This is a genomic window from Parundibacterium terreum (assembly GCF_014636315.1).
GTDB lineage: Bacteria > Pseudomonadota > Gammaproteobacteria > Burkholderiales > Burkholderiaceae_D > Undibacterium > Undibacterium terreum.
On the sequence record NZ_BMED01000001.1, the window covers coordinates 1,301,298 to 1,314,224 of the forward strand.

9 protein-coding genes are annotated in these 12,927 nt (G+C 56.0%); 4 read left to right on the plus strand and 5 right to left on the minus strand.

The window, feature by feature from the left end; translation table 11 throughout:
• The first annotated feature begins 292 nt into the window (after positions 1 to 292).
• Positions 293 to 1,411, plus strand: a complete 1,119-nt coding sequence (locus IEW12_RS06105; RefSeq protein WP_188565046.1) for a Gfo/Idh/MocA family protein — start codon at positions 293 to 295, stop codon at positions 1,409 to 1,411.
• Between the two features lie 103 nt (positions 1,412 to 1,514).
• On the opposite strand, the gene IEW12_RS06110 is transcribed toward IEW12_RS06105, so the two are convergent.
• From IEW12_RS06110 to IEW12_RS06130, 5 genes are all read right to left on the minus strand, one after another.
• Positions 1,515 to 1,937: a hypothetical protein gene (locus tag IEW12_RS06110; protein WP_188565047.1), complete on the minus strand. Its 423-nt coding sequence runs from the start codon at positions 1,935 to 1,937 to the stop codon at positions 1,515 to 1,517.
• A gap of 19 nt (positions 1,938 to 1,956) precedes the next feature.
• Positions 1,957 to 2,469, minus strand: coding sequence for a hypothetical protein (locus IEW12_RS06115; RefSeq protein WP_188565048.1), 513 nt, complete (start codon positions 2,467 to 2,469; stop codon positions 1,957 to 1,959).
• A gap of 150 nt (positions 2,470 to 2,619) precedes the next feature.
• On the minus strand, positions 2,620 to 4,080 hold the full coding sequence (locus tag IEW12_RS06120) for a catalase (protein WP_188565049.1): 1,461 nt from the start codon (positions 4,078 to 4,080) through the stop codon (positions 2,620 to 2,622).
• A gap of 88 nt (positions 4,081 to 4,168) precedes the next feature.
• Entirely contained in the window at positions 4,169 to 4,555 is a 387-nt protein-coding gene (locus IEW12_RS06125) for a hypothetical protein (RefSeq protein WP_188565050.1), read from the minus strand.
• 171 nt (positions 4,556 to 4,726) lie between these two features.
• The gene (locus IEW12_RS06130; protein ID WP_188565051.1) at positions 4,727 to 4,924 is read right to left on the minus strand and encodes a hypothetical protein; all 198 of its coding nucleotides are present in this window, start codon (positions 4,922 to 4,924) and stop codon (positions 4,727 to 4,729) included.
• Between the two features lie 435 nt (positions 4,925 to 5,359).
• On the opposite strand from IEW12_RS06130, the gene IEW12_RS06135 reads away from it, so the two are divergent.
• The 3 genes from IEW12_RS06135 (at position 5,360) to IEW12_RS06145 (ending at position 12,698) form a co-directional block, all read left to right on the plus strand.
• Positions 5,360 to 8,434, plus strand: coding sequence for a sensor histidine kinase (locus IEW12_RS06135; protein ID WP_188565052.1), 3,075 nt, complete (start codon positions 5,360 to 5,362; stop codon positions 8,432 to 8,434).
• Positions 8,435 to 8,652: 218 nt separating this feature from the next.
• Positions 8,653 to 9,318 (plus strand): response regulator, encoded by a 666-nt coding sequence (locus tag IEW12_RS06140; protein WP_188565053.1) that lies wholly within the window; start codon positions 8,653 to 8,655, stop codon positions 9,316 to 9,318.
• 275 nt (positions 9,319 to 9,593) lie between these two features.
• Complete coding sequence (locus tag IEW12_RS06145) at positions 9,594 to 12,698, plus strand: sensor histidine kinase (protein WP_188565054.1); 3,105 nt, start codon at positions 9,594 to 9,596, stop codon at positions 12,696 to 12,698.
• Positions 12,699 to 12,927 lie beyond the last annotated feature (229 nt).

Genomic DNA, 12,927 nt, shown 5'->3' on the forward strand with positions numbered 1-12,927 from the left:
GTACCTGAGGTGCGCATTTAATATATACACATATACACACTTAATATTTTATAGCGTTTTCAGCAAGCACCCTTCTTCCTGGCGGCCATCACCGCGCCGCCAGTCACTCTCCGCCTTCAGCACCGTCCGCATATCGGACTCCTTACTCCGCGATGTTCGGAACTTCGGCCTGTTTATTTCAGACTGCCCCGCCCCTACACTAACTCCATCGAGCAAATGCAGCGCGCCATGTCGGCTGCAAAAACGCTCGGATGCAGCTCTTATCTAATGATTTAATAAACAAGGAATTTTCATGAACACAGTAACAAAAGGCTTGGCAAGTCCTTCCAAAAAAATCCGCGTCGGACTGGTTGGCGTGGGCACATGGGCAGAGTACGGCCATATTCCATCTTTGAAATTACTGCCTGAATTTGAGCTAACCGCTGTCTTCAGCCGCGATCAGGAAAAAGCGGATGCGCTCGCCGCCCGCCATGGCATCAAGTATGCAGTGAACTCGCTGCAGGCACTGGTACAGCATCCTGAAGTCGATTTCGTGATCGTCCTGACACCGGCACCGCATCACGAGGAAGGCATACGCGCTGCGATCGCCGCCGGCAAGGACGTATACTGCGAATGGCCGCTGACACCAAGCAAGGCAGTATCGCAAGAGCTGATGGAACTGGCAGAAAAAGCCGGCGTGCGCCATATCGTCGGCCTGCAACGCCGCCTGGGTCCTGATTACCGCTATGTACGCGACCTGCTGCGCGATGGCCATATCGGCGAACTGCGTTCGGTACGCCTGCACATCAGCGTTGAATACTTCCAGAAAGCGCGCAAGGCATCCTTGTACTACACCATTCCGAAAGAAAATTTCTCCAGCCTGCTGTCTATCTATGGCGGCCACTACTTCGATGCCATTTTCACGATGCTGGGCCATCCGCGCAGCGTCAGTGCGCTGACCGTGAACCAGTTCAAGGAAGTAACCCTGATAGAAACTGGTGAAGTATTGCCGCACACGACTGCAGACCAGGTCATCCTGGCCGGCCAGTTTGACAACGGTGCGGTGCTGTCGGTACACATCGAAGCCGGCAAACGCAATAACTACGGTCTGCAGCTTGACCTGACCGGTTCCAGCGGCGATATCAGGATCTCCAACACGACCAGCTTCGGCAATGAATTCAGCGTTATCGAAGCAGCACAGGGCGATGCGCAGCCTATGCAAGTGATGCAGATTCCTGAAATCTACAACTGGCTGCCGGAAAACGATCTCGGCGGCAGCCAGCTCGAACTGACCAACCTGTATGCCGCCTATGCCAGGGATGTACAGCACGGCACCCATGTTGCACCGACTTTTGCCGATGCACTGGTGATGCATGAGTTAATGGAAAAAATCGAGGAATCCAACGCAAGCGGCAGCCGCGTCACGCTGTAAACCTCAAGCAATGCCGGGGCAGCATTGCCCCTTTTAAATAGTTCGATCCCTATGGGCAGCAGCGCTCGTGCTTCTGCCCATAGCCCATCATATTTCGAACGACTCACAGCGGTTCTATCGCATACTTTTCCAGGAAAGTATCTATCGTCAGCATACCCGGGAAAGGATCATCCCAGCTACGGCTCTCGATGAAGATCGGGCAATCGCGCTTGCCGGTCATGAAGGCATTGAGCTGCATCTTAATGTAGGCGGAGAGCGGAGGCCGGGAACGCGATTTACGCCAGGATTCATACCTGCCGCTAAAGACGAAGCCATCAATGAAGGTGACTTCAAAATCACAGACGAAATAATCGGTGCAGCATTGCGCCCATGCGGACACCAGCCTGTCCGCAGCGCGGAATTCACCCAGTACCGCAACCAGTTGCAGACCGGGTTGCGACACCTTGATTTTTGAAACGTCTATCTTTTCGTCATCCGCAAAATCGGATACGTCATCGCTATATATTCCATCCAATTGAGTACACATGATGCCCTCTTCCTTCTGCTCATTGCATTGCCCGTTCAACCCGGTTTTCAGATAAAGCCGGGCGCAAGCTTTTCACTTGGTATCCGGCGCCAATAAGGAATAGCAAAAACAAGATCCCCATCAGAGCCTGCAAGCCCGGATCTTCGGGATTTGCAAACACAGGGCGGCCCGCCGGCAACCTGGTTAAGGTTTCTGTCATTCCCGGTATCATATGAAACAGGAAAGTGGCGGAGTAAAAAACGGTCTCCACATAGAGGGAGGCACGTCCAAAAATATTCCGTTTGCCGGCCAGCGCAGCAACCGTCAGCACCAGCAAGGTGGCAATACCAAGCACATGCGCCTTGCCGAAGCCGCCATGCACAAACAGGCCGAAGCCGGTAAGGCAGGCAAAGATCGTGGCCCAGATATAGATCTCCCCGGCCACATCATCCGGATGAATGCGGCGCTCTTGCACGTACGCGCAGATCCCGGCAATCACCGCAGTAATGCTGATCAGCGTATGGAAGAAACCAACCGGAGTGAGCCCGAACATGTACACCTCTACGATGATTAATACAGCCGAAAAACGTCTTCAAAAACGCATTCAAAAAACACCAAGCTGGCCACGTCACGGGAAACGGAATTCCCGCACACGGGGCATTAAAAAATATTGCTTGAAACTGAAGTGCCTTAGCTGGCTTGCCTAGACCACCTTGTTCGGTGTCTTTTGCGACACATGTGCTTCCAGAGCTGCTGCCACCCCCGCACCGTAGGCCGGGTCAGCCATGCTGCAGTTGGCAATATGCCTTTGCTGCACTGCCTTGGACGCCCCTCCGACTGAACGCGCTGTGTTATCAAACAGGATCTGCTGCTGCGCCGGCGTCATCAGGCGGAACAAAGCCCCCGGCTGGCTGAAGTAATCGTCATCCGAGCGATGGTTCCAGTGTGTGGCCGAACCTTCCAGCGCCAGCGGCGGCTCCGAGAAATCAGGCTGCTGCTGCCACTCGCCCTTGGAATTGGGCTCGTAGCCGATGGCGCCGCCGTAGTTGCCATCCACCCGCATGGCACCGTCGCGATGGTAGCTATGGAAAGGACACTGCGGCTTATTGACCGGAATCTGGTGATGATTGACACCCAGCCGGTAGCGCTGTGCATCGCCATACGAAAAGAGGCGCGACTGCAGCATCTTGTCCGGCGAGAAGCTTATGCCGGGCACCACATTGGCCGGCGAAAATGCCGCCTGCTCTACATCGGCGAAGTAGTTTTCCGGATTGCGATTCAATTCCAGCACGCCTACATCGATCAGCGGATAATCCTTGTGCGGCCAGACCTTGGTCAGGTCAAAGGGATTGATGTGGTAGCCCGCCGCGTCCTTCTCCGGCATGACCTGTATCTTCAACTGCCAGCGCGGAAAATCCTTGTTTTCTATGCTGTCGAACAAATCGCGCTGCGCACTCTCACGGTCGCGTCCGACCAGCTCGGTCGCCTCGGCATCCGTCAGGTTCTTGATGCCCTGCTGGGTCACCATATGGAACTTGACCCAGAAGCGCTCATTGGCCGGGCTGATAAAGCTGAAGGTGTGGCTGCCGAAGCCGTGCATGTGGCGATACGAAGCGGGGATGCCGCGGTCGCTCATGACGACGGTGACCTGATGCAGCGCCTCCGGCAGCAGGGTCCAGAAATCCCAGTTGTTTTCTGCGCTGCGCAGATTGGTTTTGGGATCGCGCTTGACTGCATGGTTCAGATCCGGGAATTTCAGCGGATCGCGCATGAAGAATACCGGCGTATTGTTGCCGACTAGATCCCAGTTGCCTTCCTCGGTATAGAACTTGACTGCGAAGCCGCGGATATCGCGCTCGGCATCCGCCGCGCCGCGCTCGCCGGCTACGGTGGAAAAGCGCATGAAGATGGGCGTGCTCTTGCCCACCTGGGCAAACAATTTTGCCTTTGTGTATTTGCTGATGTCGTGCGTCACGGTAAAGCTGCCGAAAGCGCCTGAGCCTTTGGCGTGCATGCGGCGCTCCGGTATCACTTCGCGATCAAAATGCGCCAGCTTTTCCAGATGCCACACGTCTTGCAACAAGACGGGGCCGCGCGGTCCTGCAGTCTGGGTGTTCTGGTTATCGACAACCGGTGCGCCTGCTGCAGTGGTTAACTTATTCATTTCCTGGTCCCTTTTTAAAAAAATCACGTCTTTTAAACATCTTTGCGTCGTTTTCCTGATGCACAAAATCAATGCGCGAAATCAATTTCTAAGAGTGGTCCACATCCCTCGCGGGTGGCAGCACCACAATGCGGCGGCCAAACAGCCTGGCGTCCACCGAGTAGGCGCCGGGGCCAAGCAGCATCAGCGCCACTGCGCATATGACCGCTATCGCCGTCAGCGGGAACAGGCTCCAGCCTCCCGTCAGCAGACAGATAAATTCATCCATCGCACTGAGACCGGCGATCAGGGGCGTCAGTATTCCCAGTACCAACAGCGCGGCCAAAGAACAAAAAAAAGCCGCCATCCAGAACGACATCAGCGTGATGTCGCACTCTTTGGTCCCGCCGATCAGGTGTATGGCAACCGCAATCCTTAACAGGATCAGCCCTGCACCCGGACTTCCCGACGGGAACATCGTGTAGAGTCTTTGCATATTGTTTACGCCTATACAGATAACACTACAGACCAAACAAAAAATCGACTTGCCGGTGTTACTTGCGCGGTAGTCCGGCAAGTCGCAAGGGGACACTACTCGGTGCTATCTGCAAAAGCTTTACTCGCCTACGCAGCGTATGTTCCGGTTCATGCAAACAATAAAATTTCTTCAAAACTCATCCTTGATGGGTGCAGCCAGCTCTGCATTCACCTGATCCTTGTGTGTGGCGACCACCTCAGGCAGCTCGCCCTGTCCGGCAAGCGTCTTAGCCTGTACTTTGCCGCCCGGCTCCGCAGTTGCCGCGTCATCACCCATAAAAAGCTTGCGCCGTGTCAGATCAACGCCGGTTTGGTACACTTCTTTCATGACTATCTCCAAAGCTAGTGGTGACGAAATTGCGGAACTGTGTAGCGGTGCAACAGCGCTCAATCTGCAAGGCAAGATTGCGGGATTGCAAAATTGAATATGCGTTTTGGCATGACGTAAGCTTAGGTGATGCGATGGATTCGCGAATCACCTTATGCCGTTAAGTTCTGCTACCCACATAGAGCGTTTCCCGGTCACTATTTGAAGCTAGCCACACATAACCCAAAAGAGGGATGACAATGAAAAAAGAGAACGGCAGACAGTGCGACCGTCCTCAACGCCCCTCCCTCATTGAGGTATAAGTACACACCGCCGTACAAGCCAAGTCTCGTGTATCAGCCTTGCAACACAATGTCGATGTGACAACAGTATCATGTAGTATTGCGCTACCCAATTTGCACCATGCAGGGAGACACGGGCTTGGAGCCTACATTGATGAACCAGTTTTGGATGAGCGCTTTCAGCCTGCGGCTGATGCCCGGCTGCCTGCTTTCCGGATTGCTGTTTTTCGGCTTACCAGTACACGCCGCCGAGCCTGAACCCCTGCCTATAGACCTGCATCACACCGCATGGACCGCCAAGGACGGCGCGCCGTATTTTTCAGACCGGATGGCACAGACTAAGGATGGCTGGCTGTGGCTGGGAGCTCCCGCCGGTCTGTACCGTTTTGACGGCATCCGCTTTGAAAAATTCATACCCCCCAATGGCGATCTGCACGAACAGGAAATCTTTACCCTGAAAGGCGGCGCGCTAGGCAGCCTGCTCATTGGCTACGTTTATGGCCGTGTAGGTATAGTGAAGGATGGCAAATACTCCAGCTTTGACGAAAAAGATGGCCTGCCCGTTTCCAGAGTGACCTCAGTGGAACAGGGTCTGGATGGCCGTCTGTGGGCCAGTACGCAGAAAGGCCTGTTTTACTATGAAGGCAAGCGCTGGCAGCAAGTTGACACCAGCATGAAAATCCCTACCGTAACTCTGGGCCAGACGCTGATGGACAGCAAAGGAACATTGTGGATTTATGGCCCTCACAATGTGGTCTACTATCTTCCCGATAAAGAACGGGTCTTTCATCAGACAGAGATAAAAGCATGGGATTTTAGCGAAGGAAAAAACGGCACTATCTGGGGGCTCACTACAAAAGACAAGCATCTGATCCTGATCTCAGGTTCAGTGGATAAGGAAGAGCTGGCGCTGTGGGAAAACTATCCGCTAAAACAGGATGCCCCTCAATTCGACAAGCAAGGCAATCTGTGGGAATCCAGCGCCGAAGGTATTTTTCGTACCACTTATGTCGGCAACCGGCTGGTAAGGCAGTCAATGCAGCATAAGGAGGGATTGAGCGGCTTCAGCTCTGAACATGTGCTGTCCAATGCCTATGGCAATGTATGGGTAGCCACCGATAATGGCATAGACCGGTTTCGGCCCAAGAGATTGAACCAGATAGAGCTGAGCAGTAACTTCGTGGGCCCGGCCCGCGCCATTGCGCCAGGCGAGAATGGCCATGTTACCGTCCTCAATTTTGATATTCCCCCACCGGATGAGAACAAACTGGTCGATACCACCCAACTGCGCAATGCCACTTCGCCGCCGGTAACAGGCTCTATCCCGACTTTATACCGCGACCCGGCTGGCGTTCTATGGACTCCCCGCTTCGACAGTACCCTGCTCAAAACGGATCAGTCCGGCACGACCGTTATTGCTCTGCCCGATGAGTTCAAGAAAGTTGCAAGCGTATTTGCCATGACCTCGGATAGCGAAGGTGGCCTCTGGGTGGCTGGACAGGCGCTGGGCAACTACCGGCTGTTCGACGGCAAATTCAGCAGGATGGCAAAGTATCCCGGCATTCCCGATGAGGCCGCCCTCTGCATGCACACAGGGCCGGACGGCCGCCTGTGGTTTGGGTATCGGGATAACAAGATAGCCTTGCTGGAGGGCACCAAGGTGCGCGCGCTCGGGCCGGAACTGGGCCTGGCGATCGGCAATGTGCTGACCATTACGGTGAAGAACAAGCATGTGTGGGCAGGCGGAGAGCATGGCCTGGCCCATTTTGACGGCCAGCGTTTTACCGCCGTCAATGGCATAGGCAACGAAAATTTCTATGGGATAACGGGGTTGATAGAAACCCACGACGGCAGCCTGTGGGTACACAGCGTCACCGGCATATCCAGGATATCAGCAGCAGAGCTGGACAAGGCTTTGAAGACATCGTCCTACAATGTGCGTTTTGAACGCTTTGACTACCAGGACGGGCTGGAAGGCGGTGCGGCTCAGAGGTTCCCCCACCCTACCGCGGTGGAAGCCAGCGACGGAAAGCTGTGGTTTTCCACTACCGTAGGCGTTTACTGGATAGACCCCTACCAGCTTCAGCATGATCCCACGCTGCCGTCCTTGCTGATACGGGGCATGCAGTCGGAGGGAAAATACTATGCCCCTACGAATAATCTGCGGCTGCCGCAAAAAACCGAAAATCTGCAGATTGACTATACCGCCCTGAGTTTTGGCGTGCCCGAACGCATACAGTTCCGTTACAGGCTGGAAGGCTATGATCGCGAATGGCAGGAGGCCGGTACCCGGCGCACCGCCTTCTATACCAATCTGGAACCCGGGGCCTATCGCTTTCGCGTTATCGCTTCCAATGGCGAGGGTATCTGGACGGAAACCGCTGCAAGCCTGGATTTTTCCATTGCGCCGACGCTGGCGCAATCAGCCTGGTTCCGCCTGTTATGTGCGCTGGCAGCTGCTTTCATCCTGTGGCTGCTGTACCAGTTGCGCTTGCGCCGCCTGGCGGACCAGATCCACGGCCGTCTGGAAGAGAGGATGGGTGAAAGGGAACGCATAGCGCGCGAACTGCATGACACGCTGCTGCAATCGGTACAGGGGCTCATCCTGAAATTTCAGTCGGCAACCAGCCGCATCCCGGAGAATGAACCTACCCGCTGCATGATGGAAAAGAACCTGCAACTGGCGGACGAGGTGCTGGCAGAGGGCCGCGACAGGGTAAAAGGCTTGCGCGCCGCATCCTTGCCGGAGCGGGACCTGGCAGCCGAGCTGTCAAGGATGGGAAAGATGCTGATGGAAGACAGCACAACCGAGTTTTTCATGCTGATACAGGGCAAACCGGTCAACCTTCACCCGATTGTTGCCGAGGAAGCCTTTGCCATCGCCCGTGAGGCCTTGTTCAATGCCTTTGCCCATGCCAAGGCCGGCAAGGTAGAAGTGGAGCTTGATTACAACATGCCGCATTTCAGGATGATCATCCGGGACGACGGCAGGGGCATAGACAATGACGTCATCGCCGCCGGCTCGCGACCGGACCACTGGGGTCTGGCAGGCATGCAGGAGAGGGCTAAAAAGATTAATGCCAGGCTGAAACTGTGGAGCCGGACAGGTGCCGGCACCGAATGGGAATTTGTCTTGCCGGCACAACTGGCCTATGCATCGGGCAAGCGCAAGGAAAAGCGGCATTGGCTGAAGCGCAGGCTGAACCTGCCGCAGCAGGAGGATATGTGAGGCCGCGCTGTTAACTCGCCGCCTGCCCCCACCCGAGATGGTAGCCCGTGCATTGCCCAGAATAACTGGCATCTACTCTATAGAGGTATTGACAGCATTACCCCCGCAGGACTACAACAGTGGTATTGCTTCATCTGAATTATTGCCCTGATGAAAAAAATAGGCAGCAGACCGGTTTGCGGCCCGCAATATACCTGCTGACGAACTAGGAATATGTCATGGAACAGTTAAGCCCTTGCAAACCAATCACTATCCTGGCGGTCGATGACCATCCGCTGTTCAGGGATGGCATTGCCAGCGTGATCGACAGTGAACCGGACCTGAAGCTGGTGGCGCAAGCCAGCAACGGGCTGGAAGCGATCGCCAGCTACCGCGAATTCCATCCCGACGTGACGCTGATGGATATCCAGATGCCCGAGATGAACGGCATTGACGCCACCGCCGAGATCCGCAAGGAATTCCCCCAGGCCCGCATTGTCGTGCTGACCACCTATGAAGGCGACGTGCATGCGCTGCGGGCGATCAAGGCCGGCGCTGCCGGCTACCTGCTGAAGAGCATGCTGCGCAAGCAATTGCTGGAAACGGTGAGGGTCGTACATGGCGGCCGCCGCAGCATACCGCCCGAGATTGCGATGGATCTGGCCAACCGCATGGGCTATGAGACGCTCAGCCAGCGCGAGATTGAAGTGCTGCAACTGGTGGCAACCGGCAGATCAAATAAACGCATCGGCGCCCACCTGGATATTTCCGAAGAGACCGTCAAGGTGCATATGAAAAGCATCCTGACCAAGATGATGGCGAATGACCGCACCCATGCGGTCACACTGGCCATAGAACGCGGCATCATCGACATGCAGTGGAGTGGCAATCGCTGGTGCAACTGATAACAGACTAACAGCCCCGCTCACCCTGGCACTTCATGTGAACCAGGCAAGGAATCGCGACAGTAGCAGGCGATCCACAACGAAGCATCAAGCAATGCATAAAAAAGTATAAAAGGAGAGGCGCTTGATGTTACATCGGCCAAAAAAGCATAGGCAAGGCTGCCGCATGTCCGGATCACCCTGCCACCAAGGGTCTGTTCCGTTGAACGCAAGATGCGGCACTAATCCATGATATCGAAAATAATAACAGCAGCGATTCCGGAATAAGGTCACGCATGCCGACAAAATTTTTCACCGCATATGGCTGCATTTTTTGCTGCATATGCGCCCGTGCAATCGCAGGATTATTTGCTCTCTCGCTGGGCATGGCTGCGTGGGCGCTCGATCCCGACGTGCGCCTGCAGGATTTTAACCATGTCATGTGGACCAGCAAGGATGGCGCGCCGGCGGAAATCACCAGCATGGCCCAGACCAAGGACGGCTGGCTGTGGCTGGGTACGCCGTCCGGCCTGTACCGCTTCGACGGCATGCGCTTTGAACTCTACCAGCCGCCTGCCGGGTCCAGCCTGCTCAATTCCCGCATCAGCGAACTGGCTGCCCAGGATAACGGCGAGCTCTGGATAGGCTATGTCAGGGGCGGCCTGTCGGTGCTGCGCCAGAATGGAAAACTGGAGCACCTGGCATTGCAGGATAAGGATAATCTTCTGGGAGGCACCTATACGCTTGCCCTTGATACCGACGGCAGCGCGTGGATAGCCAATGGCAGAGGCCTGATGCATTTTTCTGCTGGAAAATGGCGCAGGGTCGGTGAGGAATCCGGGTTTCCCGGCGTACGCGCCATCAACGTGCTGCTGGACCAGTACGGGCAATTATGGGCCAGTAACGGCGAAAAGCTGTATCTGCTGGACCGGGCCAGCGGCAAATTCCGGCCTGGCGGCGTGGAGGGCATTTCCTGGGGACTGATCCAGTCGCCGGACGGCAGGCTGTGGAGCGCCGAACGCGACAAGCTGCGCCTGGTGCCCTCGCCGGCGGCCGGCCCTACCCTGCCGCGCAAGCCTGGATTCAATCAGATCGAAGGGCATGGTACCGCGATATTTGATAGCGACGGCAATCTGTGGTCGCTGAAATGTCCGCGCGGCCTGTGCTTTGTGCCGCGTGCGGGCGACTCTCCAGCGACGCAGCTGCTGCCTTCCGAGCTTGCTACCGACAAATTCGACCAGCCGTGGCAAATGACGACGCTGACGACCAACCTGTTGCTGGAAGACCGTGAGGGCAATATCTGGGTTGCCACGCAGGCAGGGCTGGAACGTTTTCGCAACAATAAACTGATCCCGGCACGCATACCCGGCAGCGACGGTTTCTTGTCGATGGCAAGCGATGCCGACGGCAAGGTCTGGATTGCCGACCAACTGACAGGCAAAGCCTGGAACCTGCCAATGAGCGGTACGCCGCCGACAGAACTGCCGCTGAAGATATATACGGTTACCAATGATATCAATGGCGCCTTGCTGCTGGCAGGCCCTCGCGGCATAGAGCGGCGCCGCAGCGGCGAAACAAAAGACGAGATACAAGACAAAACGCAGATGACGCCCTTGCCGGAGCGCAGTGACGGCAAGACCGTAGACGAGGTCGTCTCCAGGCTCTACGACGATGGCGTCAATCTGTGGGTCACGCTAAAGACGCGCGGCAGCTTTGTCCGGCGCAATGAGCACTGGAGCTCATTCAAGGAAGCGGGCCTTCCTGACGGACTCACCCTTGCCGCCGTCGCCGGAAAAGGACAAATATGGCTGGGCTTTAACGACGGCAGCCTGATCTTCTACGATAACGGCAATCTGATGAAATATGCGGCGGCCGACATGCTCGGCATCGGTGCCATCACGGGAGTCCAGGCAGGGCAGCAAATCATCGTCGCCGGGGAAAAAGGCATAGTCACACTGCGCCAGGGGCGCTTCTTCCGCCTGCAGCTTGACAGCCCGGATGTACTCAGGAACGTCACAGGCCTGGTCACCACCTCCAACGGCGACCACTGGTTTAACGGCGCCAGAGGCGTGGTCCACATCTTGCAGGCAGACTGGAAGCGGGCAATGGAAAATCCATCAAGTCCGCTGCGCTATGAATTGATTGACGTGCTCGAAGGCTATCCCGGCGAAGCGGCTACTGGCACCTGGATGTCAACCACCTTTGTCAACCGCGATGGCCAGCTCTGGTTTGCAGCCACAGGAGGCATCGTCCGCCTGGACCCGGCCAAACAGCGTCCGCAAGCGCGCATTCCGAAAGTTGAAATCCGTAGCGTGAACACCGAGCAGCAGCGCTACGCCGCGTCGGAAGATATCCTGCTTCCGGCGGGAACGAGCAATTTCCATATTGAATACACCACTCTCAGCTACGCCAAGCCTGAGCAAGTACGTTTCCGCTACTGGCTGGAAGGGGCAGACCGCAGTTGGAAAGAAGCCGGCGCCCGGCGTGCCGCCTACTTTACCAACCTGGGACCGGGCACCTATCATTTCAATGTGATGGCCAGCGGCGAAGATGGCATGTGGGATACCGGAACCAGCACAATCAGCAGCGTCAGCTTCAGGATTGCACCGACCATGGTGCAGACGGCATGGTTCAAGGCCTTGTGTGCGATCGCTGTGTTACTGGTGCTGTGGTGGCTTTACCGGCTAAGGCTACGCCAGGTCACCCGGCTGTTTGATATCAAGCACAAGGAAAGGCTGGCAGAGCGCGAGCGCATCTCGCGCGAGCTGCACGACACCCTGCTGCAATCCGTGCAGGGGCTGGTGCTGAAAATCCACGGTGCAGTCAGGCGCTTGCCCCAGCAGGAACCGATGCGTGAAGTCATAGAAGGTGCTCTGAACAACGCCGACAACATCATCGTTGAAGCACGTGACCGTGTCAGCAGCCTGCGCAGCGTCAAGAACTGCCCCGATCTCGCCAGCGCGCTGGACAAGGTCGGCCAGTCACTGGTCCAGGGCAGCAGCATACAGTTTGACATCGGTATCCTGGGCGAGGCACGCACGCTGCATCCGGTGATCAGGGATGAAGTCTACTGGATCGCGCGGGAAGCGCTGATCAATGCATTCAACCATGCGCAGGCCACGCGGATAGACATCGGCATCACTTATACCTCGCGTGAGATGCGGCTTTCCATCCGCGACAATGGACGCGGTATCCCGGATGAAACCTTACGCTATGCGGCGGCCAGGAGCCACTGGGGCATCGTGGGCATGCAGGAGCGCGCAGCCAAGATCAACGCTGTATTGCGCTATCAGTCACCAGACAAAACCGGCACCGAATGGACGATCGTGCTGCCGGGCAGGATAGCGTATGAAGGAAATGAAGGGCACACGGTATGGCAACGGCTTTTAAAGCGGGCTTAGTTCAAATGCGCTCAGGAGCAAATGGACCGAGGCTTATTGACGCCGGTTGCATCAGCCCTCCTCATTTTTTTCGTGTGAAAGAAAGCCGGATGTTCAACCCGGCCTGCTTTTCTCTTTTACCTTGACGAATGACAGCGAGCCTTTCGCGGATGAAACTAAGGACCTGTTAACAAATAGCATTGCCAAATCGACAAAGCCAATTTAATCTGTTGGCAAATCCACTACATGC